General features: G+C 46.0%; 28 protein-coding genes, 1 rRNA gene and 1 riboswitch. Of the genes, 2 read left to right on the top strand and 27 right to left on the bottom strand.

Features of this window, described 5'->3' with window-relative positions; genetic code table 11:
• Positions 1–72: 72 nt before the first annotated feature.
• The 13 genes from G3352_RS28925 to G3352_RS28865 all read right to left on the bottom strand — a co-directional run bounded on the left by G3352_RS28925 (position 73) and on the right by G3352_RS28865 (position 13,042).
• A complete protein-coding gene (locus G3352_RS28925) occupies positions 73–1,026 on the bottom strand; it encodes a ribose-phosphate diphosphokinase (RefSeq protein WP_017691370.1) in 954 nt (317 codons plus the stop codon).
• Between the two features lie 101 nt (positions 1,027–1,127).
• Entirely contained in the window at positions 1,128–2,519 is a 1,392-nt protein-coding gene (gene glmU, locus G3352_RS28920; RefSeq protein WP_205525115.1) for a bifunctional UDP-N-acetylglucosamine diphosphorylase/glucosamine-1-phosphate N-acetyltransferase GlmU, read from the bottom strand.
• A gap of 393 nt (positions 2,520–2,912) precedes the next feature.
• Positions 2,913–3,197 (bottom strand): septation regulator SpoVG, encoded by a 285-nt coding sequence (gene spoVG, locus G3352_RS28915; RefSeq protein ID WP_017691372.1) that lies wholly within the window; start codon positions 3,195–3,197, stop codon positions 2,913–2,915.
• Positions 3,198–3,385: 188 nt separating this feature from the next.
• Complete coding sequence (purR, locus tag G3352_RS28910) at positions 3,386–4,213, bottom strand: pur operon repressor (protein WP_064641410.1); 828 nt, start codon at positions 4,211–4,213, stop codon at positions 3,386–3,388.
• 98 nt (positions 4,214–4,311) lie between these two features.
• Positions 4,312–5,166: a 4-(cytidine 5'-diphospho)-2-C-methyl-D-erythritol kinase gene (gene ispE, locus G3352_RS28905; protein ID WP_076292144.1), complete on the bottom strand. Its 855-nt coding sequence runs from the start codon at positions 5,164–5,166 to the stop codon at positions 4,312–4,314.
• Between the two features lie 149 nt (positions 5,167–5,315).
• Positions 5,316–5,492, bottom strand: a complete 177-nt coding sequence (locus G3352_RS28900; RefSeq protein WP_053778930.1) for a small, acid-soluble spore protein, alpha/beta type — start codon at positions 5,490–5,492, stop codon at positions 5,316–5,318.
• Positions 5,493–5,715: 223 nt separating this feature from the next.
• On the bottom strand, positions 5,716–5,991 hold the full coding sequence (gene veg, locus G3352_RS28895; protein WP_053778931.1) for a biofilm formation stimulator Veg: 276 nt from the start codon (positions 5,989–5,991) through the stop codon (positions 5,716–5,718).
• A 153-nt stretch (positions 5,992–6,144) separates the two neighbouring features.
• On the bottom strand, positions 6,145–7,041 hold the full coding sequence (gene yabG, locus G3352_RS28890; RefSeq protein ID WP_163761496.1) for a sporulation peptidase YabG: 897 nt from the start codon (positions 7,039–7,041) through the stop codon (positions 6,145–6,147).
• Between the two features lie 59 nt (positions 7,042–7,100).
• On the bottom strand, positions 7,101–7,994 hold the full coding sequence (gene rsmA, locus G3352_RS28885) for a 16S rRNA (adenine(1518)-N(6)/adenine(1519)-N(6))-dimethyltransferase RsmA (protein ID WP_163761495.1): 894 nt from the start codon (positions 7,992–7,994) through the stop codon (positions 7,101–7,103).
• A gap of 13 nt (positions 7,995–8,007) precedes the next feature.
• Positions 8,008–8,553, bottom strand: a complete 546-nt coding sequence (rnmV, locus tag G3352_RS28880; RefSeq protein ID WP_024633704.1) for a ribonuclease M5 — start codon at positions 8,551–8,553, stop codon at positions 8,008–8,010.
• Positions 8,554–8,708: 155 nt separating this feature from the next.
• Positions 8,709–9,893, bottom strand: coding sequence for a 3D domain-containing protein (locus G3352_RS28875; protein ID WP_076292113.1), 1,185 nt, complete (start codon positions 9,891–9,893; stop codon positions 8,709–8,711).
• A gap of 273 nt (positions 9,894–10,166) precedes the next feature.
• A riboswitch (cyclic di-AMP (ydaO/yuaA leader) is annotated at positions 10,167–10,420 on the bottom strand.
• A gap of 241 nt (positions 10,421–10,661) precedes the next feature.
• Positions 10,662–11,432 carry a TatD family hydrolase gene (locus tag G3352_RS28870; RefSeq protein ID WP_175382525.1) on the bottom strand — a complete coding sequence of 257 codons (771 nt, stop codon included), beginning with the start codon at positions 11,430–11,432 and terminating at the stop codon, positions 10,662–10,664.
• A gap of 329 nt (positions 11,433–11,761) precedes the next feature.
• Positions 11,762–13,042, bottom strand: coding sequence for an HD domain-containing protein (locus G3352_RS28865; RefSeq protein WP_076292112.1), 1,281 nt, complete (start codon positions 13,040–13,042; stop codon positions 11,762–11,764).
• A gap of 318 nt (positions 13,043–13,360) precedes the next feature.
• On the opposite strand from G3352_RS28865, the gene G3352_RS28860 reads away from it, so the two are divergent.
• A complete protein-coding gene (locus tag G3352_RS28860) occupies positions 13,361–13,615 on the top strand; it encodes an AbrB/MazE/SpoVT family DNA-binding domain-containing protein (RefSeq protein WP_024633700.1) in 255 nt (84 codons plus the stop codon).
• Between the two features lie 279 nt (positions 13,616–13,894).
• On the opposite strand, the gene rsmI is transcribed toward G3352_RS28860, so the two are convergent.
• From rsmI to G3352_RS28800, 12 genes are all read right to left on the bottom strand, one after another.
• Positions 13,895–14,776: a 16S rRNA (cytidine(1402)-2'-O)-methyltransferase gene (rsmI, locus tag G3352_RS28855; RefSeq protein WP_163761477.1), complete on the bottom strand. Its 882-nt coding sequence runs from the start codon at positions 14,774–14,776 to the stop codon at positions 13,895–13,897.
• On the bottom strand, positions 14,777–15,556 hold the full coding sequence (locus G3352_RS28850) for a tRNA1(Val) (adenine(37)-N6)-methyltransferase (RefSeq protein WP_076292110.1): 780 nt from the start codon (positions 15,554–15,556) through the stop codon (positions 14,777–14,779).
• Between the two features lie 85 nt (positions 15,557–15,641).
• Positions 15,642–16,010 carry a DNA replication initiation control protein YabA gene (yabA, locus tag G3352_RS28845; RefSeq protein WP_024633697.1) on the bottom strand — a complete coding sequence of 123 codons (369 nt, stop codon included), beginning with the start codon at positions 16,008–16,010 and terminating at the stop codon, positions 15,642–15,644.
• A gap of 28 nt (positions 16,011–16,038) precedes the next feature.
• Entirely contained in the window at positions 16,039–16,839 is an 801-nt protein-coding gene (locus tag G3352_RS28840) for a PSP1 domain-containing protein (RefSeq protein ID WP_024633696.1), read from the bottom strand.
• A gap of 116 nt (positions 16,840–16,955) precedes the next feature.
• Entirely contained in the window at positions 16,956–17,927 is a 972-nt protein-coding gene (holB, locus tag G3352_RS28835; RefSeq protein ID WP_063567539.1) for a DNA polymerase III subunit delta', read from the bottom strand.
• A 9-nt stretch (positions 17,928–17,936) separates the two neighbouring features.
• Entirely contained in the window at positions 17,937–18,380 is a 444-nt protein-coding gene (locus G3352_RS28830) for a YaaR family protein (protein ID WP_024633694.1), read from the bottom strand.
• Positions 18,381–18,644: 264 nt separating this feature from the next.
• Complete coding sequence (locus G3352_RS28825; protein ID WP_017691391.1) at positions 18,645–18,974, bottom strand: cyclic-di-AMP receptor; 330 nt, start codon at positions 18,972–18,974, stop codon at positions 18,645–18,647.
• Between the two features lie 62 nt (positions 18,975–19,036).
• Positions 19,037–19,684: a dTMP kinase gene (gene tmk, locus G3352_RS28820; protein ID WP_091001839.1), complete on the bottom strand. Its 648-nt coding sequence runs from the start codon at positions 19,682–19,684 to the stop codon at positions 19,037–19,039.
• A gap of 243 nt (positions 19,685–19,927) precedes the next feature.
• Positions 19,928–20,620, bottom strand: a complete 693-nt coding sequence (locus G3352_RS28815; protein WP_163761476.1) for an LrgB family protein — start codon at positions 20,618–20,620, stop codon at positions 19,928–19,930.
• Positions 20,590–21,018: a CidA/LrgA family protein gene (locus G3352_RS28810; RefSeq protein ID WP_163761475.1), complete on the bottom strand. Its 429-nt coding sequence runs from the start codon at positions 21,016–21,018 to the stop codon at positions 20,590–20,592. The genes G3352_RS28815 and G3352_RS28810 overlap by 31 nt, the downstream gene beginning before the upstream one ends.
• Before the next feature lie 94 nt (positions 21,019–21,112).
• Positions 21,113–22,972, bottom strand: a complete 1,860-nt coding sequence (locus G3352_RS28805; RefSeq protein WP_163761474.1) for an aminotransferase class I/II-fold pyridoxal phosphate-dependent enzyme — start codon at positions 22,970–22,972, stop codon at positions 21,113–21,115.
• A 341-nt stretch (positions 22,973–23,313) separates the two neighbouring features.
• Positions 23,314–23,499, bottom strand: a complete 186-nt coding sequence (locus G3352_RS28800) for a sigma factor G inhibitor Gin (protein WP_024633689.1) — start codon at positions 23,497–23,499, stop codon at positions 23,314–23,316.
• A 595-nt stretch (positions 23,500–24,094) separates the two neighbouring features.
• On the opposite strand from G3352_RS28800, the gene G3352_RS28795 reads away from it, so the two are divergent.
• Positions 24,095–24,619: a hypothetical protein gene (locus tag G3352_RS28795; protein ID WP_063568461.1), complete on the top strand. Its 525-nt coding sequence runs from the start codon at positions 24,095–24,097 to the stop codon at positions 24,617–24,619.
• 650 nt (positions 24,620–25,269) lie between these two features.
• Here the strand turns inward: G3352_RS28795 and G3352_RS28790 are convergent.
• Both G3352_RS28790 and rrf read right to left on the bottom strand, forming a co-directional pair.
• A complete protein-coding gene (locus G3352_RS28790) occupies positions 25,270–25,707 on the bottom strand; it encodes a hypothetical protein (RefSeq protein ID WP_076292105.1) in 438 nt (145 codons plus the stop codon).
• A 290-nt stretch (positions 25,708–25,997) separates the two neighbouring features.
• Positions 25,998–26,114: ribosomal RNA gene (rrf, locus tag G3352_RS28785) — 5S ribosomal RNA — on the bottom strand.
• Positions 26,115–26,212 lie beyond the last annotated feature (98 nt).

Below are 26,212 nucleotides of genomic sequence, written 5' to 3'. Positions count from 1 at the left end.
GCACGCCGACAGGGGTTACATTTTCCATTGATCCGGAAAACGTAACCCCTCTACTACTTTATGCAGACATCCTTATTCAATTTCAAACAGCTTGCTGATTGACAATTCCTCATGAACCCGGATAATGGCTTCTCCGAGCAAAGGTGCTACAGACAACACTTTAAGTTTGCTTGTCGGGTTAGCATGCGTAATCGGAATGGTATCCGTTACGATTACTTCCTTCAGCGGTGCATTCTCCAAGCGTTCCATCGCAGGTCCGGACAATACCGGGTGAGTACAGCAAGCGTATACTTCCTTCACGCCGCCTTCCATCAGAGCATTCGCTCCTAGTACAATCGTTCCCGCTGTATCAATGATGTCATCGATCAGAATTGCTGTTTTACCTTCGATGTTACCGATAATGTTCATCACTTCGCTGACGTTCGGCTCTGGACGACGTTTGTCGATAATTGCGAGAGGTGCATTCAGGAAGTCCGCCAGTTTCCGAGCGCGTACTACGCCGCCGTGGTCAGGCGATACAACAACCGGATTTTCGATCTGTTTCGAGCGGAAATATTGAGCCAAAATCGGCACGCCGAGCAGATGATCGACCGGAATATCGAAGAATCCTTGAATCTGCATTGCATGCAAGTCCATCGCGATTACACGGGTTGCACCCGCTTTTTCGATCAGGTTAGCAACCAGTTTGGCTGTAATCGGGTCACGCGAACGGGCCTTACGGTCCTGTCTAGCATAGCCATAGTACGGAATAACGACGTTAATCGTCTTGGCAGATGCCCGTTTAAGTGCATCAATCATAACGAGCATTTCCATCAGGTTGTCATTAACCGGCAAGCAAGTAGACTGCACGATATAAACGTGACAGCCCCGAACACTCTCAGAGAGTTTCACTTGGATCTCACCATCACTGAAGCTGGTTGTGTGAGATTCACCCATAGGAATTCCGATATAATCAGCAATTTGATGGGCAAGCTTGGGGTTAGAATTGCAAGTAAATATTTTTAATTTCGAATCAAAATAAGTCATAAAATAAAAACCCTCCGTGCTGGTTCATTGGAATCTATAAGCGTCTGCGACATGTCGGCACCCCCCGATGTTCGGGAGGCAATTCTTAATATCAATACCCCTTATTCGGGTTTGGCATTTTGTTTCTTAGCTTTGGCACGACCACGAATTTTCTCCGCATATCCAGGTTTGTTCTCCTGGCGTGGGCGGGCAATCGCAAGATCGTTTTCGGGAACAGAATGGGTAACGGTAGAGCCCGCAACAACATATGCGCCTTTTCCTACCGTGACAGGTGCAATCAGATTGACATTGCTGCCTACGAACGCATCATCTTCAATCGTCGTTACAGCTTTATTATATCCATCATAATTCACCGTTATTGCCCCACATCCAACATTTACGTTTTTCCCTACTTTAGCATCCCCAATATAACTGAGATGAGATACTTTGGAGCCTTCATCAATTGTAGCATTTTTCACTTCAACAAAGTCACCAATTTTTACTTTGCGGCCCAGTTTGGTGCCTGGACGCAAATAAGCAAATGGACCTACAGTTGCTTCTGATCCAACCTCGGCTTGTGACAGTACAGAATGCTTGATTGTAACCCCATCCTGAATGATACTGTCTTCCACATCTGCCTGAGGACCAATATGGCATGCTTCGCCAATGGTAGTTGTACCTTTGAGTATGGTACCCGGATACAATACTGTATCTGATCCAATGGTAACATCCGCCCCGATATATGTCGATGCCGGATCGATGATCGTAACACCGTTCAACATATGTTTTACCGCCAAACGTTCACGCATGAACGCTTCTGCTTGTGAAAGGGCAAGTCTATCATTAACTCCGATGGATTCCGCGATGTCATCTGACATGTATGCTTCCACCACTTCTCCATCATTACGGAAAATGCCAACCACGTCAGTGAGATAATACTCTCCCTGAGCATTCTGGTTCGTCACTTTCTCCAAAGCTGCGAACAACTTGGCATTATCGAAGCAGTACGTACCTGTATTGATTTCGTTCACAGCATCTTCCTGCTCCGTGCAATCCTTCTGTTCCACAATACGTTGTACAGAACCATCTTCTCCGCGAATAACGCGGCCGTACCCTTTAGGATTGTCCAGTTCAGCTGTGAGAACCGTTGCTGCTGCTCCACGGCTCTCATGGAGCTTCATCAGTCCTTCCAGCGTCTCGCTGGTCACAAGTGGTGTATCTCCACAGACAACAATGGTTGACCCTGCTTCACTGCCGAGCAGAGATTTAACCTGCTTCACCGCATGTCCTGTTCCCAATTGTTCAGCCTGAAGCACGTACTCTGCTCTGGAACCCAAAAATGACTGCACCGCTTCGGCACCATGACCGACCACAACGACGCTGCGTTCAACGCCTGCGCGAAGAGCTGCATCCAACACGTGACCCACCATCGGTTTACCGCATACGGGATGCAGTACCTTGTACAATTTCGATTTCATCCGTTTGCCTTGCCCTGCAGCAAGAACGATTGCCATTCTTTTCAAAATTTACGACCTCCTGTTCTGAAAAACCCATCGTTTGACCTTACCTGTATATATCCGATGAGTAACGTTCAGCCGGCTCTGCGCCGGTCTTGTTCATCGCCTGCTGTCTCTGTAATCACGCGTAACAACGCGGACACCAACAAATCGTGACCTATATGTATACGCCGTGTACCTGCGAGCTTAACCGATTCCCATGATTCCTAAGATGCCGCCCTGTTACCAAGCGCACGCTGCGCTTTTTGTTCTTTCAACATTTTGCAACACTTAAGCTGCGAAAATGCTCTTCTGTGAATAAACTCAATACTGAATATATCTTATTCCGGTCAAAAAGAAAAGAGAGCCATAAGACATGGCTCTCTTTTCCTTCGAACCCCAATAATGTTCTCAGGCACCTTCTTCAATGACTTCTTCCTCAGTTGCTGCGCGATCATACTCAGTCAAAACAGCTGCTTGAATCTTCTCGCGAGTACCGGAAGAGATCGGGTGGGCGATATCACGGAATTCTCCGTCAGGAGTCCGCTTGCTCGGCATAGCAACAAACATTCCGTTATTGCCATCGATGACGCGAATGTCATGAACGACGAATTCGTTATCGATGGTAATGGATGCGATAGCCTTCATTCTCCCCTCAGAGTTAACACGGCGGAGTCTGACATCCGTAATTTGCATGTGTGTGTTCACCACCTTTTTCCATCAGAACTTGGTGTATAATTCCACACAGCCTATACGAACTCCTTCTTTTTATAACCACAAAAATGTCCTAATTTCAGGAATTTTTTTATTTAATACACAATTCGACATCGTTAGTGCCAGGTCGATGGAAAAGAACCTTTCCCGACATGTAATTCGTCATGATTCTACAGGTCAAAATAGTTGCCAGGCTTGACGGAAATGTGTCTGCTCTTCGCATCAACCGCCGTCAGCTTCGCCAGAGATATGTAGTCCGTCAGCAGTCGTTCTTCTGAATCAACCGATCCAGATTCTACTAATACGCCTACCCCGGCTACCGTGGCATTAAACTCGGCCAATAGGTCGATCATCCCTTGGACGGTTCCCCCGGCTTTCATAAAATCATCTACAATGAGCACTCTGGAGTGCTCACGCATTGCCCTGCGAGATAGGGACATGGTATGTAGGCTTTTATGGGACCCGGATACATAATTGATACTTACGGCCGATCCTTCCGTAGCCTGATGGTCCCTGCGCACGAGCACTACAGGCAGGTTGAGCTGGGCTCCGGTCGCATAAGCAAGTGGAATCCCTTTGGTTTCGACCGTCATCACCACATCAATATTCATATTGCCAAAGGCCGTTGCAAAAATCTTGCCGGCTTCATTCATCAATGCGGGCTGTCCAAGCAGGTCGGACATGTACAGATATTCACCAGGGAGTATCCGGTCCGGCTGCGCGAGCTGGGTAGAAAGTCGTTCTGCAAAAGCCAGTGCCAGTTCTCTGGACACCTTTGGAATCCACTTTACCCCCCCGGCTGCTCCAGCCAGTGTATGCAGTTCTCCCGAACCACCTTCTTCGAACACTTCCTTGATAATCGCCAAATCTTCACTGATCGACGACTTCGCAGCTCCATAGCGTTCGGCAAATGTGGTCAACGGAATAACCGTATGCGGTCTAGACAATAAGTACTGCGTCATTTCAACCAGCCTTGCGCTTCGTTTTAATTTCTTCACAGAGATCCATCCTCACGATCACGGAAAACATCCAAATCCGAATAATTATTTAAAAATATACCACCTTTATACGTGTTTGTACATTATAAAAGCGAATATTAAGTTAGCATACGTACGGCATACACTTCTTTACAGAAGCCTCGCAGTCCATTGTAGACTCGGGCAACCTTGGACTCTTTGGAGACTAGCCCAAACACGGTTGGACCACTGCCTGACATTAATACTCCGTCTGCTCCAAGCCGAATCATGGCATCTTTCAGATGCTGAACTTCCGGATACAGCTTCAACGTTACGTCCTCAAGCACATTCCCCATCTGCCCACACACTTCGGCAAAGGATTGGTTGCGAATGGCCTGCTCCATTTTGGCAGCACTCGGATGACGAACAATCTTGTCGCTGCGGAAACGTCCATAGACGTCGGCTGTAGACACATTAATCGGCGGCTTGGCCAAAATCACCCAACATTGAGGCGGATTCGGCATCGGTGTCAGTTTCTCCCCACGGCCTGTAGCGAGTGCTGTTCCACCTGTAATGCAGAAAGGCACATCAGACCCCAGTTCGGCTCCGAGCTCCTGAAGCTCTTGATCCGGGATGTTGAGACGCCAAAGGCGATTCAATCCACGCAGCGTTGCTGCTGCATCACTGCTGCCACCAGCAAGTCCGGCGGCCACCGGTATTTTTTTGTCTAGATGAATATGAACTCCAGTTTTCACATCATAACGCTCTTTGATAAGCCTGGCTGCCTGAAAAGCCAGGTTCTTCTCATCCAGGGGGATATATCCCGCCTGACTGGAGATAAAGATCGTGTCACGAGGAAGCTCAGACATTTCCAGTCGATCGGCAAGATCCACCATCGTCATGATCATCTCAACTTCGTGAAATCCATCTCTTCTTTTATGTAAAACGTCTAGCATCAAATTGATTTTAGCAGGCGCTTTTTCGTAAATTTTCAAGGCGTTCACCCGTCCTCACCTTTTCCCTAAGACAACTTAACATATTATATCAAAATGGGGCTGTCAAGTCATTTCTATTCCGTATCCATGGGGAAAAAGCGAGGTCATTCCTGCCGGATTGCCCCGCTCTCCAAACCGATTGAACCGGATTACGATTTGCGTGCCGCTTCTTCCGCAAGTTGAATGGCCCGTTTCACCATATTGCCCGCATCCTTCGCTTTGATCCCGCCCCAACCTTCCTGCTGGACGGTATCATAGAACCCCAGGTCTTTTGCCAGTTCATTCTTGAGTTCATCCGACATTACACTTCTTCTTCTCCGGCTCATGGGTCATCCTCCTCGAAATAGTTCATTCATGATAAGTCCATTCGTATTCGGGACTATTTGCCCCCAGGCCAAGAAAAATGCCTTGAACCTGTCCAAATAGTATGCCGCTTCTTCCCCAGACTCATTCCTGATCAACTATGCCTCTCCGATGAATCGAGCGGGATTATTGCAAAAATAAAAAAAGCGACCTGCCCAAGGGGGCAGAATCGCCGTAAATCGATACTTACGTCTCCATGTAGGAGCTATGCGTCTGGCTGCCTGGATCAAATACCATGACTTCCACCGATTCCGTAAGTATATCAGCATAACTGTAGGATACTCGCTTGAAAGTTTCTTGCTCCTCATCAAGCTTGACAATAAAAACAGAAGGGTACGTTTCTTCCAATACACCCGTACGCTCAATGGTCTTACGGCGGCCACCATTAGCCCGCAGCATAATTTTCTGACCGATATGTGCATCGAGATTGCGTTTGATATCCAATAGCGTATTTTTAGCCATTGTCGACGACCACCTCTTTTCTTGTCCATTATACCGGATTTTACAGTCATTGTCAAATCAAAACTAATTATTATATCAGTATCAAAAAGTTGTTGTCAATGAATTTTTTTGCAAACAAAAAAAGCCCCTAAATGGGACTTTCTTCTGCCATCTTCAGACGGCTGATGGATTCACTTTTAACGTGGATAAATCATTCAATCCGGGCAGACCTACGCGATAACTTCCCCGTGTCTCTACGCCCCCCACACCCTGACTACCACTAATTGTGTTATGCAAAATGTCATTCATGTTCACGGTTTCCCGCACCGACGTGAAGGCTGCCTTGGCTGCCACATAAACTGGGTCCAGAGCATGAATGAGAATTCGGCCTGGTGAACTGGCAAAGTTAGCTCCAGCCCGCAGCAAGGCCTCAAAGTGGGACTGACACGCGCCAGCTACAATCGTGAGCGCATCAAGATGACGCTCATATTGCCTAGCCACCTGAATAGCAGATACGAAGTTTTGCGAATTTTTGTAGCTGCCCAGACTGTATAAGTCATAGGGCTGACGGGTCTTGAGTACTCCATCATGGCCAGTAATGACAACGATGTCCGGACGCACTTTCGGCAGCAGACGATATAAAGTGTCGGCCATGGCAGACTCATGTACATATTGCCCCTCTGCGGGAACACGAAGCTGCTCATAAAGGTTCATGCTTTTTTTTAGATAATTAGGATCGCCATCCAAGTGCAGTACTTTGCCAGGCATCTCAAAATAAGCAGGCTCTTGTTGAACAGACCATTCCTGAACCAAACCTTCACGATTGCGCTCAGCCTGTTCCATTCGATTCTGCTGCAGGCGTGAGAGCGTTTGATGTGCCTTCACGTGAGCCTGCCTCGTCTTCGCACTCTGCGGTTCATAAGGAACCTGTATCAAATCGTCCACAGGGGAATCGGCTAACAGCCGGAACTCGGTCCCTTTAATGATGGCACCGTCCGACTGGAGGCCTTGCACCCGAAAAGTCACATCTCCACCGTATGACTTTCGAACGACCAAGTCTCCGATATTCATCAACATAATCACCTCTACCCCATCGTATGGGCAAAAACCCGGATTGGTTCATCCGAATTTTACAGAGCTGCACGTACTCCAGCTTCCCACATTACGGTACAGAGTGTTGCATACTCCTGCAGGCTCAATGTTTCTCCCCGTCTTGAAGGTTGAATACCGGCCTGCTCCAACAGCTGATCAGCCTGTTCTCTGTTCTCCTTTGTGAAGAAACGAGCTTTCAAATTATTTGAGATTGTTTTTCTACGCTGCGCGAAGGAAGCCTGTACCACTTCGAAGAAATGTGCCTCGTCGGGAACTTCAACCGGTGGTTGCTCACGCACCTTTAACTTGATTACTGCCGATTCCACATTAGGCTGCGGAATGAAAACCGTGGGCGGAACAATACAGACCAATTCCGGCATACTGTAGTACTGAACCGCAATGCTCAGACTGCCATAGTCCTTTGATCCCGGTGAAGCAGCCATGCGTTCGGCCACTTCCTTCTGGATCATGACTACAATGCTGTCTACAGGCAGCTTCTCTTCGAGCAGCTTCATCATGATTGGTGTCGTTACATAGTAAGGCAGATTGGCAACAACACTCACTTTATCTACCGTTCCAAAATCAGTGCGGAACAGCTCGGCTAGATCCAGCTTCAGCACGTCCCCGTGATGCACACGAACATTCGGATAAGGCTGCATCACTTCACCCAGAATCGGGATCAATCTCTGATCAATCTCTACAGCCGTAACAGGACCAGCTACACGAGCCAGGCGTTCTGTGAGTGCGCCAATACCTGGTCCGATCTCCAGTGCGCCCTTGGACTCGTCCAGATCAGCTGCATTTACAATTTTGTTAAGTATATTTTGATCGATCAGAAAGTTCTGACCCAGGCTCTTCTTGAATGAAAATCCGTGTCTTTGAATAATTTCTTTGGTTCGTTTGGGTGTTGCAATCTCTACGGTTCCTTCCATGCCTTTCATACGCTCACAATCCTTCACGTTCAATTTGCGATAATGCTTCGGAGAATTCTTCCCGGGTAATCTGGAATACACTCAACCGCTTGTGGAACTGCTTGCCGTTGCAATAACCTATACCCAGCAGATTGCCCATCTCCATACGACGTGCAGCAGCCTGTGGGTGCACAATCAGTCCCGCCGCAATCAGATCCTCCCAATCGATCAGACTTGGGGCGCCTTCATATGACGTGTGTACACGAGCCAGTGCATGACGAATCGCCTCCGGTGAGGCGTTCTCCACTCCGATGTCGCCCTTGCGCGTAGCATCTGCCTCCGGAATGAAAGCATGCTTGCAACCAGGTACTTTATTGGCGATGATCTTACGAATACGTTCACCAGCATGATCCGGATCTGTCAGTACGATGACACCACGTCTCTCTTGAGCAAGTGCAATCCGCTTTAGAATGCGCTGGTTGATGGCAGATCCACCAGTCTCGATCGTATCTGCCTGAACCGCACGTCGAATGGCTACGGTGTCATCACGACCTTCTACCACGATCACTTCTTTTATCATGTTCCATTTCTTCCTTTCTAACGCAAAAAGAAGAGGAATATCCTCTTCTCTGCCAAACGGCGGGGGAGACTGAATTCAGACCCCTCCGCCGCATATTCCGCATGAATCATTCATGCTTATATTTTATAGCATTCCCATTTCAAAGTAAAACGATTTTAGTTCGCTTCCGGCTTCACCGGACCAATCACATATACCGTCTTGCCTTTCTTCCGTCCGAAGTTCAGGGCATGCTTCACACTATCATAATACACATCAATTTTGTTGCCTTTAATGGCACCACCTGTGTCTTCCGCACGACGGAAGCCAAGGCCCTCGATATACACCCACCAGCCAATTGGAATGACTTTGGGATCAACTGCAATGGTACGTCCCTCGGTGACCCGAGTACCTGATGCTGTTTTTGTGCCGATACCGGGCTCTTCAGAAGAGTATGCCGTCATGGATACATTTTTTAACACTTTAGAATATTTAAAAGAACTTCCTGAGACGGTAATTACTTTGCTGCCCGAGGCAGCGGTTTTCTTCGAGTTCGTGGTTGTTGCTGTTTTTGTCGTGGAAGTCTGCGCTGATACCGTCTGAATCACTGGCTCTTTCACAACAGGTTTGGCTTTGGTACCAACGGCGATCACTTTATCAACGCGATTCGTTGCGACCGATTTACCCACCATTTTTTTGGAAACCAATTCTCCATCCTGGAACACCTTTTCAATATGCTGTACAAGCGTGCCTTCTTTACCGCTCACAATGACACGATTGTCGCCTTTGTACAAGCTAGGGTCAGCCGTTTTGATCACTTTATAAGCAATCGGCTGTTCCACTTCCACCGTACGCTTTGTTACCCGCACTACACGAATTTTCATATCCGCTTCGATAGTGGTTCCAAGCGCCGGATACACTTTGTCTTCACTTGCAATCTGAATACCTGATTTTTTAATCGCATCTTTTACCGATGAATCGGTTGTATACAGAGTCTTGGTGTCTCCGTCTGCCGTAATCTTAACTGGAACGGCCCGCTCAATAACGATGCGGTCTCCATCTGTAATCGCCCCATTCAAGGGCATGGATACCTGATCGTGAGGGCTGACTGTGATTGACTGCTCCTCCAGCATTTCCTGAAGCATTCCTGTACGAGTCTCTACCGCTTGAGCCTTGCCATCAATAACCAGTGAAATTTGTTTCCCGGCCTGACCGTAAACGACTAACAAGATCATGATTGTAAGCGCAATTGAGAAAATCGCGATCAATGCCATTTGACGCATGTTCTCATGCTTCCACCGCAACGCGAAAGACTTACTGGATGATCGTGACTCATGGGTCTCTTCTGGTTGGAATGTGCCCACTTCTCCGTCCTCCTTCATAGCCTCGCCGTCTAAAGTAATGCATGATGTCTTTGACGCGACTATACCAAATTTTCTACAGAACACAGATCGGACCAACATAATCCGGTTCTGCACCATGAATCAATCTTCGCAACATGATGTCATCCTCCTGAATACTTACCGTATGATGACAGTATTTCTTTTATTCAAAAACAAAAAAGCCAAAGAAAGAGTTTAAGAGGAACTCTTTCGTGGCTTCCGAATGATTCTGAATATCGGAAATTCATGCACGAGGTTGCCTCTCTTTTTCCGCTTGCGAGGTTAGCTGTCGGGTTCGGGCGAAAGAGAGCCGCCCTATCTCCGGTCATCCGCTCATGGCGGACGCCCTTGAATTCACCCCGAGACCCAAAGAAGAAATCAAATACGGCTTCGCAGATTCATACGCTGCTTTTGGGTCAGCGCATGTTGCGCATCGGCTGCAAACACCGATGTTTAAGCCCTATTGGTTCCCCCGCTCTCCGTTAACGGAGACTCAGCGAGACTGATTCATGAAAGTAATGTTGTTTCATCGGAAAGTGTCCCTTTGTTCATCCCCCGAACATCTGTCCAATTTTCCGCACAACAATTCACTGAAAAGATGATATCCTGTTTCTATGCATGTTGTAAAGCGTTGTTCAAGTACGTTTTTCTAAATATTTGGTTAAAATATTGTAATATTCTTGATTTATTTGGATCAAAAAGCAAATTAACTCCGCCTAACTCACTTTTTCACCTGTTTTGCTCGATATTTTAACGAATCCCAAATCGTTCCATGGCATTTTTGGTCGTTATTGCTGCAATTTCCTCTACCGAAATGCCTTTAATTTCCGCAGCTGCTTCTGCAACCAGACGTACATGCGCTGTCTCATTTCGTTTTCCACGATAAGGGTGCGGTGTCAAATAAGGGGCGTCCGTTTCGATGAAAAATCGGTCCATAGGAACCTTCTCAAGAACCTCTTTGGGCTGCTTCGCATTTTTGAACGTGATTGGCCCTCCGAAGGAAAGATGAAAGCCCAAATCCAGGCACATCTTCGCTGTTTCCCAGCTGCCAGAGAAGGAATGCATAACACCGCCTACTTCCCCGGCCTTCTCTTCACGCAGAATCTTTACAATATCCTCATGCGCATCCCGGTTGTGAATGACAATTGGCATATTTAACTCACGGGCAAGACCAATCTGTTGTCGTAATACGCGATGTTGAACCTCTTTCGGTGAAGTGTCCCAGTAATAGTCTAGACCAATTTCACCAATGGCTACCACTTTTTCATGCTTGCATAAAGATGCAATCCATTCCAGATCACCCTCCTGCATCGTGATTGCATCCACTGGGTGCCAACCTACCGCAGCATAGATAAAATCATAGGTTTCAGCCAGCTTCATCGTGGACGGAATGGTCTCCCGATTAAAGCCCACGTTAATCATGCGACCAACGCCTGCATCCACGGCACGCTGAATCATTTCCTCGCGGTCCTCGTCGAATTGTGGTGCATCCAGGTGTGTGTGTGTGTCGAACAACATCATGCTGTATTTCTCCCTTCATGTCGAATAAACGACTATCTCTTTTTAATCTATCCTGTACATCTTAACCAGAACATAAATATTACTAAATTGGATCATGTTTTTTTATATTTCATTCCATTAGTTTATTGAACACAACATGTAGAACGAACAAGTTCCTTCATATCTATATGTGTTATTTTTAGCAACTTGGGTTGTATTCTAATTGCTCAGATTACAAAATTATGTCGATCTACATGTACTCTCCATTAAAGCAGATTACTGTATCATGAAAAATAGCTCTTTTCGAAAGCTTTTTTGCATCATGATTCTTGAACAGCATTGCACATCATTTAATGTGAGAAATAGGGGCGAATATGGGACGGTAATTCATGAACAATCGCATCCACCTTATTCTGCGGATAATACAAATGATGTTTTCCGCGATGAAGACCACTGATTGAACGGACAATGTCGGACACCTCTGACAACTCATGTAACTTGTCTTGCCGATCAAGCAGCAAAATCTGCTTGTCCGTGGATTCATCCGGACGAAACACATCATACGGATTATCCGTTGGAAAATCAATTTCTAGATCATACTCGGGATTGAGACCGGCTACAGTGAAGGCTTCCCGAATCTCTTCAATCATGTTTACGTCGATCTGTTCAATCTCTACATACTTATATAATTTGCGATCTATAAATCGTTCGCATAACTCACTTAGAACAGTATCGTCCTCTTTGCGCCACTGCATAAATGCCGTCTGAATCAAAGCTTCGTCCAGTTGCAAATATTCTTCCACTGATAAATCTCCATTGAATAACTGGGGCAGTGGATCAATCATGAAGCGGAATTGAAAACCTTGCTGTATGAGACTTTTTGCCCGCTTAAATATTTGCCGCAATATAATTTCCGAACTCCGGGTAACCGGATGAAAGTAAATTTGCCAGTACATCTGGTACCTGGACATCAAGTAATCCTCCACGGCGTGCATGCCAGACTCCTTGACCACAATTCGTCCGTGATATGGACGAAGCATACGCAGGATACGGTCAAGGTCAATCGTCCCATAATTTACACCTGTAAAGTAGGCATCCCGAAGCAAGTAATCCATGCGGTCCGCATCGAGCGGACTGGTAACCAAATTAACAACAATAGGTTGCTCATACGTTTTTTGAATAACAGAAGCCACCTTCTCGGGAAAATCAGGAGCATACCGTCTTAAGATCGCCCCTACTTCGGTATCACCTGTAATGATCCGACAAGTCCAATCCTCATGATTCATATTGAAAGCTTCTTCTATAGAGTGAGAGAATGGCCCATGTCCAAGATCATGGAGCAATGCTGCGCAAAGGGCTACCGTCTTTTCCTCCTTTGGCCAATCTGAATAGTGACTTCTTTCGAATTGGGAAATAATCTTACGCGTAATTTCGTAAACGCCCAAGGAATGTGAGAAGCGGCTGTGCTCTGCACCATGGAAAGTAAGAAACGATGTTCCCAACTGACGGATTCGGCGTAAACGTTGAAACTCGGGCGTGTTAATCAACTGCCATATAATCGGATCTTGCACATGGATATAATTATGTACCGGATCTTTAAACACCTTTTCTTCCGTTAAACGCTGTTCCATGTCTATTCACTCCTTTAAATATCGTTTGTATTTGTCGCTTTTCAGTATAATACCACCAAGGATTCGACACGCTTTGACGAATCTTGTCGAATAAGGTAGTTTTGTCGTTTTCCAAATCGACAAAGCTGACATTGATGTTTAAATACGAAAAATGGCTTCCAATCCCTTACCACTCGTAATCTTATCAAAAACAGCCTTTATTTTAAGCTAATTTTAAGGTTGACTGTTTTGGGAATCGTTGGTATGATGAGTATCATAAAACATAAAATAATGTCGAATAATGACAATGATCGTTAGCTGAGAGGAGCACTGATTATAATGATGAAATCAACAGGTATTGTAAGAAAAGTGGATGAACTGGGACGGGTAGTTATTCCAATCGAATTGCGCCGTACGCTCGGTATTGGTGAAAAAGATGCTCTTGAGATCTATGTTGACGGCGAGCGCATCATGTTGAAAAAATACGAACCAGCTTGTATCTTCTGTGGCAATGCAGAGAACGTTACTTATTTCAAAGGTAAAATTGTTTGTAACGAATGTATTTCCGAAATCCCTGCACCTGTGACAAAATAAGAAATATCCGCTATAATAGTCTTATTAAATTGTTATTTCTAACCTTTTTATATTCCTTGATCGCCTTCCCGGTGTGAACCCCACCGCTGGAAGGTATTTTTTTGCTTTATTATTGGTTTTCATTACCCCAAAAATAGAGCTACGAGTCTATACAACTCCAAAAAGAAGAGCGGTGACGTTCGTAATATATTTTTTTCTCCGCTCTACTCGTTTTCATATTCCATTAAGGTTGGACCTAAGGTTCCTTTAAGTGTATGTTCTCTATTTATTGATTCGTTATTAGATTAACGCGTTATATACATCTCGTTTCGTCAAACCCCGATCTGTTGCCGTTTTCTTCATCGCATCTTTTCGACTAAGTCCTTCATTCTCATAATGGCTCACATGATCCTCCAAAGACAGCAGCTGCCACCAGGCTTCCCGCTCCGCCTTACGCTCCTCTTCCCTGATACCTTCTACAAGCAAACAATATTCTCCAAGGGGCGGATGTTCCTCAAGCCATTCTATGCATTCTTGGATACTGCCTCTTGCGAACTCCTCATGACGTTTCGTCAGCTCACGTGCCAGTACGATCGAGCGATCACCCAAAATCTCTTCGAGATAGGCTAACGTTTTGCGAATACGGTGAGGGGACTCATAAAATAACAACGTACCGTTGGACTCATTAAAAGATTCCATCACTTTTCGCATGTCTTTTTTCTCCCGCGGCAAAAAACCGCCGAATGTGAAACGCTCCGTCGGTAAACCGGATACGATCAGAGCTGATAACGCGGCATTGGCTCCAGGGATGGGAATGACCGTAATTCCAGCTTCAAGCGCAAGTTTTACAAGATCGGAACCAGGGTCCGAAATGGCCGGCAGACCGGCATCACTGACGAGTGCCAAATTTTTTCCTTCTATTATATAGCGTATTAGTTCAGGCCCACTGGCTCCCTTATTATGCTCATGGTAACTGAACAACATCGATGGTGTAATCTCAAAATGGGTAAGCAGCTTTCGGGTCTGACGTGTGTCTTCCGCTGCAATGATGTCACAGCTCTGCAATGTTTTAATTGCTCGAAATGTCATATCGTCCAGATTACCGATTGGTGTTCCTACTAAATATAGTTTACCGGCATCATCTGACCGCTCTGCGTAGCTCTTCTGAATATGCAATGTCATCTATAACCCTCCTTCCGTTGTACGTTGTGCATGCTGTGCACCGTAATATATGTCCATAATTTCTTCGCAGTATTTCCCCTCTTCATTGTAGACAATCAGTGGTGGAAGCATGCGTACCTCCGGTTTCCCATCCTTGAGTGCTTCAATCAACACCATATTGGCTTCCAAATGAGCACGGGGATGTACCATCCGAATTCGCTTCGGTTCAAGTTTATACTCACGCATCAGAGAGATGATCTCACCTAAACGCTGCGGACGATGAACCATGGATACTTTACCGCCATTGCGCACCAGTCGATTGCAGGCCTGAATGACTTCCTCCAGCGTACATCCGATTTCATGACGTGCCATGGCCTGATGAGTGTTCATCTTGAGGTCACTTCCATTCAAGGGCATATACGGAGGGTTAACCGTTATAGCATCGTATACAGCATGGCCCGTTTCTTTCACGAGTTCACGTAAATCACCTTCATGGATCGTAATGGATTCTTCCAATGCATTCAGTTGAATGCTACGGCGTGCCATATCTGCCAATCGCGGCTGAATTTCAATGCCTTCCAGACTCGCCTGAGTCCGTGTGGTCAACAGAATGGGAACAACCCCATTGCCTGTACACAAATCAAGCACACGACCACGTTTCGGTACTGAAGCAAATCGGGCCAACAATACGGCATCCATTGAAAAACTAAACACTTCATCACTTTGAATAATCTTCAAATCATGAGAGAGCAAATCGTCGATTCGCTCCGAATCTTGCAGTTTTACTGATATTTCTGTCATATGATACACTCATCCTCCGGTACTCTATATCTCAGACAAGGTTCTTAACCTTGAAAAAAAACCGTAGGGGATCCCTACGGCCACTTCATTTATTCAAAAAAGACAGGCAGAACAGACAATCGCCTTCCGTCCGCAAATGTCCATAATAGACATTGCAGATGTGGAATCCTTCGTGATACAACCGAGCAAGATTATCATACCCTTCACCTACAACATCTTCACCAGTAGCAGGACCCGCAGGCCTTGCTACCGGAGCGAGTGCAGATGCGATGGGCAAATCTGCCGGGGCCTCACGCTTCAGCAGTTTGCGTAACTGCTCATTCTCGATGGTAAGCCGCTGATTATCTTCAAGCAGCTCTTTAACAATCATTTTTAACTCTCCTAAATCACTGTGCAACTGACCCAATTGGGTTTCCATTTCATGAATGTGCGTAAACAGATTTTTCTTTTCCAAGTTTCCACCCCGAAGCAACCTTTATGGTTTACTTGATAACGACGTCATCCAGCGGAAGTTCTTTGACTTTACTGATGTCGAACAGTTGAACATGGACTGTGCGATTACCGGCATTAATGCCGACAACTTTTCCTTCACCCAATGAGGTGACGACCAACTTGCCTACAGCCGGCAATTCTTCTCTCACACTTTCATAGTTATCATGCTCAAATTTCAGACAACACATGAGTCTTCCGCACAACCCGGAAATTTTCGTCGGATTCAGTGACAGGCTCTGATCTTTAGCCATCTTGATTGATACCGGCTCAAAGTCTCCCAGCCAGGAAGAACAACATAATACTCGGCCGCAAGGTCCAATTCCTCCAAGCATCTTTGCTTCATCACGTACACCGATCTGTCTCAGTTCGATCCGTGTCCGGAAAATGCTTGCCAGATCCTTGACCAGCTCCCGGAAATCTACTCTTCCTTCAGCTGTAAAATAAAAAATAATTTTATTGCGATCAAACGTAAATTCCACATCGACCAACTTCATTTTGAGGCCGTGGTCTTTGATTTTATTTAAACAAGTACCGAATGCTTCTTTTGCTGCGCGCTTGTTCTCATCTACGACACGGGCATCTGTCTCGCCCGCAACCCGGATGACCTTTTTGAGCGGCAACACCACATCAGACTCGCCTACTTCTTTCTTGCCAACGACAACCTTACCGTACTCTACCCCCCGCGCTGTCTCCACGATAACGCAGTTTTCTTTTTCAATGGGAAGGTCCAGGGGATCGAAGTAATAAATTTTGCCCGCTTTTTTGAAACGGACACCCACTACACTGTACAAAAAATTAACCCCCTCGTAAGCCAATCCCACTTCGTCTGAAGCCCTGTCTTCTTAGGGAACCCGCCGAAGTTATAACCGTTTGCATATGATTGGAACAAAATCTTCCTCTCCCAGTCTTATGCCAAACCGATCAAAAATTGCTCCAGACAAAGCTGGCCATTGACATTGAAACGCAATTTTTTTCTGCATGCTGCGGCCATATCCATGTAGGAAACCCACTGCTCGGTGCTGCGGGTATGGGCCAACTGAGACAGCATGTCCAACTGATCTATAAAAACGATATGTTCATGCCTACCATACTGGACATACAGCATATCCCTGAACCATAAATGGAACAGGCTAAGCATCGTATCCAGGTGTTCTGAGAGTCCGGTTTTAAAAAGCTTCTGCTGTGCAGAGATCAATGATGTACTTCCTCTACCCAGGGACTCCTTCCCTAATTGTAACATTACGTTTCTAATTTCTGCAAACCAATTCTGCTGGAGAATTTCTCTACATGCTTCCAATCCTGACGCTAAATGGACGGCAGAGCGAGCCAGATTGGCAGGGTGCCCTTCCGCAATCAGCGATTGCAGCATCTCTTCCGGATTCAATGCACTGAAAGGAACCAATTGAGAGCGTGAACGAATGGTGGGCAGCATAGCCTGTCCATTATCCGTAATCAAAATGCCTACCGCGGGCACCTGAGGTTCTTCCAGAAACTTCAGCAAGCTGTTGGCCGCTTGGACAGTCATTTTCTCAGCCTGTTCAATAATATATACTTTGGGATGCCCCGCCTCTGAACGGTACGAAAAGATACGCTGCAGATCCCGAATTTGATCAATTTTAATGTTATTTCCATCCGGTGCAAGCATGGTTAGATCCGGATGATTTCCATGTTCCACCTTACGACATTCAAGACACTGTCCGCAGGCATCATCTTCAAGCTCTGTACAGAATATTGCTTTGGCAAATGTGATCGCCGTCTGCAACTGTCCACTGCCGGATGGTCCGCTAAACAAATAGGCATGACTTATGGCATGGCGTCTCAAACTGCTCTGTAACATCTGCTTGGCTGCCTGCTGACCCATAATTTGTTGAAAGGACATACTTCCTCCTCAGAAGCTTAAATTAATAAGCATTCCCCGAATTTCTCCTACTTGCTGTAATAACGTAATCTTGCCCTCTTCTGTTTCCAAAAGCTCATCAGCCATAGATAATAAGGCAGAGTCAATCTCATCAATTAACTTGTAACGTTTCCCTCTTCCCCGACGATCCCATCCTCGAGTCTCTTTCATAGACACACCACGACGGACCGTTTCCTCCAGAAATCTTTTTACAAGCTGCTTGTATGCTTTTAATTCTCGAATGGTCATGGAACGTGACAAACGATCACCCTGCATCTGAATTTCACTTAATCGGCGGGTAAGTTCAGCCTGTGATGCCCGTTCACCCTGGTGATTCATCATATCAGAGAAATTTTTGGATTGAACCGGTTTGGAGCCGGAATCGGAAGAACTGAGTCCACTCTGCATCGGTCGGAATCCAGGATTGATTTTCATGGAAACGCCTGCTTTCTACCTTAGTAGGCCAATCGACCATCAGCACAGTGCGCGCTGCGCCTGTGCATGGAGGAGACCTTATATATGTGCTACATCATACTCTATATATAATAGTAGTTAAATATCACCACATGGATCTATTCGTTGGTTAGTCAACCTCTGTCCGAAATAAAATCTTCCCTGATCGAAAAGTTTTTTCCGGACAGAGAACGCGATTCTTGATAACAAGAAGGACGCTCAATAGGATTTATGCGAAATGCATCATTAAAAGTGTTCGAATCGATCTACCGGAAGAACAAACACGGTAGCTCCACCTACTTGAACTTCGACAGGTAGCGGCAGGTAAGAGTCGGTTGTTCCGCTCATCGGAGTGACTGGAGTCACGAGCTGTTCACGAACCTTACAGCTGCTGCGAATGACGTTCATTACGGACTCGACCTGACCATCATCGACACCGATCATAAACGTCGTGTTGCCTGCCTTCAAAAATCCACCGGTACTGGCCAATTTCGTAGCCCGAAAATTTGCTTTGACCAATGCGCTGGATAATCGGTTGCTGTCTTTATCCTGTATAATCGCAACAATCAGTTTCATCCTGCATAACCTCCTTCAGATAATAAGCACCTTGTGAAATGCCCTGTCTATATATTAGACAATTACTCGTCAAAATCCTTCAAAATCCCTGTCTCAAGCGACAAAATCATTGCTGCCAAGACCTCTTCTTGCTTTTGAGAAGCATCGATGACTTTGATCCTGTCAGGAAACTGTTCCTTCAGCAGAAAATAGCCTTCACGCACTTTGCGGTGGAACTCCAGACTTTCGAGATCCAGGCGGTTAACTTCACGTCCATCGTGGGCATCAATGCGGGCGAGCCCTGCTTCAGGCTCGATATCCAGATAGAGCGTGACATCTGGCATTAGTTCACCTATTGCAAACCGATTGATGGCCCAAACATTCTCTACACCAAGACCACGAGCGTATCCTTGATAGGCCAGACTGCTGTCGACAAATCGGTCACAGATAACGGTCTTCCCTGCCTTCAATGCAGGCTCCACCTTCTCTGCCAGATGCTGGCTGCGTGCAGCTGCATAGAGCAGCGCTTCGGTTCTTGCATCCATTGCCGTATGAAGAGGATTGAGAATGATGGCACGTATTTTCTCCGCAATTTCAATCCCGCCAGGTTCCCGAGTAACTACATATGGTATACCCTGTTCTTCAAAGTAAGAACCTAGCTTACTGATCATCGTTGTTTTGCCGGACCCTTCTCCCCCTTCCAACGTAATGAATTTACCTCTGCCCTGCATATGCTTCCCTGCTTTCTATATCGATAATTGCTCCTAATTGTGCTGCGATAACTACAATCTCGATCCTCTCATACTCCAGACTATGAATGAACCCGCCCAGAGGTGTATGTTCATGAATTACTCCATAGATTGGTTTGAAAGTATTTCGAGTTTGGTACAAGCTTTCTTATTATAACTACTATACATGATCCCGCGTTAACGGTCAGCTATTCTCCAATATTTCTGTTAAGGCACATAGCCTGATCAGCCATAAATCAACCATACCCATAGAGGGAGCATGACAGAGCCGGCAATAGCACTGACAATCATGGATACGGAACTCAGTGCTACCGCATTTTCTCCATACTCAAAGGATCTTGCCATGCCCAATGCGTGGGAAGCCGAGCCGAGTCCGATCCCATACGCATTTTTGCTACTTACTCTTGCCCATTTCAATATCAGGGGTCCCAATAATATCCCCGAAAATCCCGCTATCATCACAAATAACGAAGTAAAGGATGAATTTCCTCCCACCTGATCAGCCAGTTGAATGGCAACGGGTGTCGTAATGGATTTGGGCAATAAAGCAATAACGATATCTTGCGGATAACCGAGCAGCAGCGATATGGCGGCCCCTGTGGACATGCCAACGATGCTTCCACCCAAGGTCCCCCCTAATATCGGGATAATATTCCGTTTCAGTACATCAAGGTGTTTCGCCAAAGGAAATGCCAGAGAAACTACAGCCGGCCCCAATAACTCCTGTATCCATTTGCCACCAAGCATGTACGTATCGAGCTTAATACCGGAAAGGACCAGAATCAGTACGATTACAGTCGTTGCCGTCAAGACGGGCATAAGGATCGGCCACTTCAACCTTCTATATAGATGAGTCGCCGGAATATATATAGCCACGGTCAAGGCAATCATTCCGATTCCGAGGATGAATGCGAGCATGAGATCGCCTCCTTCTTGCCTTGATGCGTCGATCTCCACGCCATGAGCCATTCACTGATTTTCGCAGACAACAGACAGGTAACCAATGTACTAACGATCAACCCCAGAACAAGCAGCACCGTATTGGCTCTAAAAAAATCAAAATGATTGATTATGCCCACCGTGGGAGGGATAAATAATAATTGCAAGTTCGATTGAAGCCAGGATGATCCTTCTTCGCCCCAGCTTATTCTGATCCATCCCAGTTGAATGACGATGAATAGAAGCAGCATCCCGACAATACTTCCTGTTAACGGCAGATGCAGTACAGCCTGAACCAGGTTGCCTATCCAATAAAAACCGTACATCAGTATGACTTGCAGGACTATTCCCGTATATTTTTTTAGCGGAATATCCAAGGTTTGTTCCCTTCTTTCTTATGTCCAGACAACAATGATGTCCTAACTTGTTTGAGCATTTTGCATAAATTCAAAGCGTGTCTTCTAAACTCAATTATTCCCTGATGATTTTCAATGATTGCAGCGAAGTATCCGATACACCATGAAACCTTGCTCCTTCATCTCTCAGCAGCTTAATACGTGTTATCATGGCCACACTTATTCGCTCACCAGCGTACACAAGAGGTATGCCGGGAGGATACGGAATAACCATCTCCGCAGAGCGAAGACCTACACAATTATCAATGGATACCTCTGTCGTATCCTCCTCCATAATCGGCTGCAACGTAAAAGGGATAGGCTCCGAAAAAGGAGTGCCTTCTTGAAAATTGTTCCACGTGGAAATATAATTTGCAGCCTCTTTTGTAAAACGCTGTGATTGCTCACCAAGAGATTGGCTCTGCTCCTGTTCAAGGCTAATTTGCTGTAAAGCCTGCAACAGGTGCTCGGCATCGCGCAGCGTCGAGCCCAGGCTAAAGAGCAGTACGACGTATCGTTCGTCGCTCATTTCGGGCACGCAGCCGCGCGCTTCCAGCTGCTGCTGCAGCCCATAACCGCTCAGCACCCCTGTGCCGTCATAAATGACGGCCTTGAACGGGTCCTGAGCGGTGTACCCCGCGGCTGAAGGCAACGCCGCCGCGGGCAGAGCTTCAGTCCGCCCCGGTGCACCGGCGGCCTCCGACTTACCGCCAGCTGCCGGCTTCATCCCGGCTGGCGGCTCTTGCTGCAGCAACTGCTCCGGCTGCAGCAACCCGAAGCGCGGCAGCTCCGCGAGGCCACGCTTAAAGGCGTCCAAGGCGGCAAGCCCCGCCGTGAAGGCATTCGCGCCCTGCGTATGCAGCAGACGGCGCGCAAGATCAAGCGAAGCCATCACCGGGTACGATGGGCTTGAGCTTTGCACCATGGCCAGACGCTGACGCAGCAAGGACCGGTTTAACCGTGGTCCTTGAACGTGCAGCATGGCTCCCATGGTGAAAGCAGACAGCATCTTGTGGGTCGACTGCACCACACCGTCTGCTCCGCAAGACAGTGCGGAGGCTGGCAGCTCCGGATGCTGCCCATAATGCGCGCCATGCGCTTCATCCACGAGCAGCGGCATGCCTGCCTCATGGCACACCTCAGCAATGGGCTTCAGATCAGCGCCCATTCCATAATAATTGGGCAAAGTCACAAGTACTCCCTTTGCCTCAGGATATGCTAGGACAGCGGCCTGCACCGTCTCAAGCGACGGCATCACCGCAAGTCCACTCGTTGGATCAACCCATGGCTCCAGGAATATAGCCCTTGTGCCTGCCAGCATCAACCCGTGAATGACGGACTTGTGCACATTACGCTGTACCAGTACTAGACTATTAGGTTCATTACATACGGTCAGCAGTAAAGACAAATTACCAGACGTACTGCCTCCGACAAGAAAGAAGCTCTCCTCTGCTCCAAAACAATCCGCTGCCAGCTGCTGTGCCTCCAATATAACCCCTTCTGGATGATGCAAGTCGTCCGTCCCCGAGATTTCCGTTACATCCAGCCGCATCATCTCCAGAAACGCACTCACCGGTACTACATCTACATCTACATCTACATCTACATCTGCTGCAGATCCGTCAGTTCCATTCCCAGCATGAACCGTCAGCCCGCGAATTTCACTGCCATGCCCTTGTCCTTGTTCCTCAGCTTGTCTGAAGCACTCTTCCCCTTCAGTTACTGGCCATCCCAAACTTTGTTTTCCTTTTGCCTGATCCTCATTTCGCTGAATTTCACCAGCTCCCCCATCTAACTGCTGCTGGTCCGCTTGCTCCAGTAACCTTCGATAGACTTGTCCATTCTTATGCCCAGGTACATGAAAAGAACGCTGCCCTGAATCACGATACGCAAGCAACGCCTCATATAAAGGTGCGGTATTTGATTTATGCTCCATTGAATAATCATCCTGTACATTTATAAATTTTGATACGGTCCGTACCAATGCTCTCTCTAACAACAGAGACCTTTCCACGCTTATTTCTCTCCTACGATCTGCTGTATTCAAAATGTGTAGGTAAAGCACTTCTCCTTTCATTATATCAGGAATTGTCCAGCCCCCGTGCAAACCACCGTTTCCACCGATGCAGCAGCATCATATCCAGTCACCCCATGGGTGCTTATCATGTCCATTTTCCCCTTCTTATTTACCTGATAGAAACAGAAAAAGGCCCCTAGGGCCTCTATGCACATCGATACAAATCAATGTGATGTATCACTAATATGATATAACGCTCTTTATGCGTTCTTTTGCACCCAAATCTGCTTCATCTGATGAATAAAATAATTGTACTTGGCATCTTGTGCATCCGTATGAACCATTTCTGCTTCGCAAGCGTCACATATAAATTCAGATACAATAAAAATGCCTTCTCTTTTGGTCTGTTCGCAGATAATGCATGTGTGTTCGGCGTGTCCTTCCATCAACCATCCCACCTTGTTTTACGTATTACTATCAGTATTGCACAGTTTCTATTATTTTAAACCTTTTCATAGTGCTTTCTTTCTATAAAATATATATATTCGCCTACCCCTCTATGGGTGTCTGTACCGAAAACAAACAGAAGAAAAATGCCATTCGTTCTATACTTCAGCGAGACAGCCTGCATTTGTTACCCCTTCTCCTTAACCTTATAACGTCTCTAAAACCTCGCAGACCTGCAATTTCTTCTATTATATGAAAACCATTTTGGACAGCCATTACAAGAAACATTCCCGCACTTCATTGTATTTCTTATGTAATTATCTCCTGCTTCTACAGCTAAGAAAAACTTATATTCTATAATCTTAAAAAAACTTGGATTTTCAGCCGATATATAATACATCACCATTCAGAACCTGACAGCCAGGTCGTTCAAAGGTATACTTGTATAGAATTATTCTACTTCCATATCTTGTACATCAATCTGGAGTACATACAAGGTTCAAATGTGCAACTCAGCGTCATCCATTTCCTTATTTATGAAAACGAATACCTTTTACAAATGAACGTGATCCCAGAAGGAGGATTTGTAATCGTATGATCGCCGAACCGGAGAATAAAGCAACCTTTTATCAATACCGGCTTCTGAAAAAAAAGGCCATTGCCCGCAGCGTAATCTTCAGCTATCTGTCTTTACCTGTAATTATGCTTTTGTTTAATCTGTTAGCATTCTCCTGGACCGGCCTCTTCTACTTTATCCTGGCAGGCCCGATCACACTATGGATACATTATGTCATCGCCAGAACCATATTACTGCTGGTCCGTACCTCCTATGCACGTCGTTGGCGATGGAATCTCAAAATGCCTTGGTTCGGCTATATTCCAGACCAACATTTTAGCTACCGTATGTTCGTCCGGGTCCACCTCAATATGAGCTGGATTGGATTATGCATCATTACCGTCTGTTTAATATGGTCACCCTTGTCCTTCACCCTATCGTTGATTTTCTGGCATCTGTGGCTGCTTGTACCTCGTCTATATGTTGTACTTGTTCTGTCACGCGAACGTAAAGACGGGCTTATCAAATTAAATGAACAAGATGTCTCCTACTACCTGCAATAATCGTTCTTCTATCTGTTATCTATAACCTTGCCTACACGCAATGTACAGTAGAACCCAGTAATACATAAATCGCTAAAGCTCATCCATACCTTCTATTCAAACTGACGTAACCACTCCTATGACACGCTTCTTTAAATACTACGTCATGCTTCCAAACCTTAAAGGTTATCCACAGTGGATAACCTTTATTCATTCTCCCTCCCTTTCTCCCTTATCCACAGCGTGGGTATAGTTAAAATGGTTATCCCCAATAGAGTTCATTCATTTCCGTTCCGTCACTCCCTAGCTTATTGAATACCGTTTCTGATATTGAGTATGTATTAGGCTCATAATCGCTCCTTTCGGTATCTTCTCCCCTCTTCTATGTTTAGTTGCTCTACAGACGACTGAAACCAGCCTCTACAGGCACCTACTATCTTTGCTATCTATGCCTCATGTCTCCTGTGTGAGTGCTGTAAGCCTGCCTCTCTACAGCTCCTGGTTAAGTCACCGCCAAATGAAAACCTCCGAACGATCCATTGCTCATCTAATATGGTTCATGATAGACAAAAATAAATACAAAAAGCCCCCGATCAGTGATCGGGAGCTTTACTATCATACGGACCATTACACCGTTAATTGTCGAACCATTACATCAAAGTACAACTCATTCAGTCATCATCATCAAGTGATTTTACTGTCGTCTGAGCAGCTTCACTTTTCGGAACCATTACCGTGAAGAAGCCATCATGTACAGCTAGATGTACAGTATGCCCTTCTTTAGCAAATACACGTAGGGAACTTGAGTCATTGGATGTACTCTTGGCTTGCTTTTCTGTCCAACCCCAGCTCTTAATCTCGTCTAGATACACCTCAGGAATACTAGTGCTCTCACTAATACCAGATAGCGTATATCGAACATAATCCATATCCGAATTGTTTTCAGACTGGTCAGATTTATTCGCCACTTTAGGAACCGGGAAACCCTTCTCGTTTACCGCTCCTTCATAAGAAGTCCATGCAGATCCTGCTTCACCGCATCCTACAAGCACGCCTACCAGGCCGAGCAAGAGAAACGAATGAAGAACTAGTCTTCGCCAACTTGTCACACACACCCTCCTTTTCACAGCTGCACATTCCAGCTCTGTGGTCAGGTACTTTTAGCATATTTAACATAGTCCTATTATACTGGTTTCGAATGCGTTTTCCGTAACAAAAATGTTACCTTCATTTCAAGACTTTTTAAGGCATTCATTTACCCTCTTTTGAAGGTCAATTCAACCTCTATTTATATGAGCTTCCAACGCCAGATTTCAGTCCATCTTCAAATAACTAATCCTGTATTTTTGCTTATAAACAAATAAAAACCACCACCGAATAACATCGGCAGTGGTTCTTTGCTTGGCGGCGTCCTACTCTCCCAGGACCCTGCGGTCCAAGTACCATCGGCGCTAGAGGGCTTAACGGTCGTGTTCGGGATGGGTACGTGTGGAACCCCTCCGCCATCGCCACCAAACGCATAGCTTAGCTTACATTCAGAGTTTATTCTCTGAAAACTAGATCCGAAACGAAATTTGCGATTTATAACCTGCATATTTGGATAAGCCCTCGACC

The organism is Paenibacillus sp. ALJ109b (assembly GCF_010747435.1).
GTDB lineage: Bacteria > Bacillota > Bacilli > Paenibacillales > Paenibacillaceae > Paenibacillus > Paenibacillus taichungensis.
This window is presented reverse-complemented; position numbering and strand designations above follow the sequence as displayed.

Excerpts from the sequence above, each read along its gene's own strand:
- spoVG (WP_017691372.1), bottom strand. The coding sequence starts at position 3,197 with ATGCAAATTACGGATGTCAGACTCCGCCGTGTTAACTCTGAGGGGAGA.
- glmU (WP_205525115.1), bottom strand. The coding sequence starts at position 2,519 with ATGGCAATCGTTCTTGCTGCAGGGCAAGGCAAACGGATGAAATCGAAA.
- rsmA (WP_163761495.1), bottom strand. The coding sequence starts at position 7,994 with ATGGAAGGAACCGTAGAGATTGCAACACCCAAACGAACCAAAGAAATT.
- G3352_RS28795 (WP_063568461.1), top strand. The coding sequence starts at position 24,095 with ATGATCGCCGAACCGGAGAATAAAGCAACCTTTTATCAATACCGGCTT.
- G3352_RS28825 (WP_017691391.1), bottom strand. The coding sequence starts at position 18,974 with ATGAAACTGATTGTTGCGATTATACAGGATAAAGACAGCAACCGATTA.
- G3352_RS28900 (WP_053778930.1), bottom strand. The coding sequence starts at position 5,492 with ATGAGCCGGAGAAGAAGAAGTGTAATGTCGGATGAACTCAAGAATGAA.
- holB (WP_063567539.1), bottom strand. The coding sequence starts at position 17,927 with ATGTCCTTTCAACAAATTATGGGTCAGCAGGCAGCCAAGCAGATGTTA.
- veg (WP_053778931.1), bottom strand. The coding sequence starts at position 5,991 with ATGGCTAAAAATACGCTATTGGATATCAAACGCAATCTCGATGCACAT.
- G3352_RS28865 (WP_076292112.1), bottom strand. The coding sequence starts at position 13,042 with ATGGAACAGCGTTTAACGGAAGAAAAGGTGTTTAAAGATCCGGTACAT.
- yabG (WP_163761496.1), bottom strand. The coding sequence starts at position 7,041 with ATGAATATCGGAGACTTGGTCGTTCGAAAGTCATACGGTGGAGATGTG.
- G3352_RS28815 (WP_163761476.1), bottom strand. The coding sequence starts at position 20,620 with ATGCTCGCATTCATCCTCGGAATCGGAATGATTGCCTTGACCGTGGCT.
- rnmV (WP_024633704.1), bottom strand. The coding sequence starts at position 8,553 with ATGATAAAAGAAGTGATCGTGGTAGAAGGTCGTGATGACACCGTAGCC.
- G3352_RS28925 (WP_017691370.1), bottom strand. The coding sequence starts at position 1,026 with ATGACTTATTTTGATTCGAAATTAAAAATATTTACTTGCAATTCTAAC.
- G3352_RS28805 (WP_163761474.1), bottom strand. The coding sequence starts at position 22,972 with ATGGAGCATAAATCAAATACCGCACCTTTATATGAGGCGTTGCTTGCG.
- G3352_RS28850 (WP_076292110.1), bottom strand. The coding sequence starts at position 15,556 with ATGACAGAAATATCAGTAAAACTGCAAGATTCGGAGCGAATCGACGAT.
- G3352_RS28860 (WP_024633700.1), top strand. The coding sequence starts at position 13,361 with ATGATGAAATCAACAGGTATTGTAAGAAAAGTGGATGAACTGGGACGG.
- tmk (WP_091001839.1), bottom strand. The coding sequence starts at position 19,684 with ATGCAGGGCAGAGGTAAATTCATTACGTTGGAAGGGGGAGAAGGGTCC.
- rsmI (WP_163761477.1), bottom strand. The coding sequence starts at position 14,776 with ATGACATTGCATATTCAGAAGAGCTACGCAGAGCGGTCAGATGATGCC.
- G3352_RS28830 (WP_024633694.1), bottom strand. The coding sequence starts at position 18,380 with ATGAAAATCAATCCTGGATTCCGACCGATGCAGAGTGGACTCAGTTCT.
- G3352_RS28800 (WP_024633689.1), bottom strand. The coding sequence starts at position 23,499 with ATGGAAGGACACGCCGAACACACATGCATTATCTGCGAACAGACCAAA.
- G3352_RS28870 (WP_175382525.1), bottom strand. The coding sequence starts at position 11,432 with ATGATGTTGTTCGACACACACACACACCTGGATGCACCACAATTCGAC.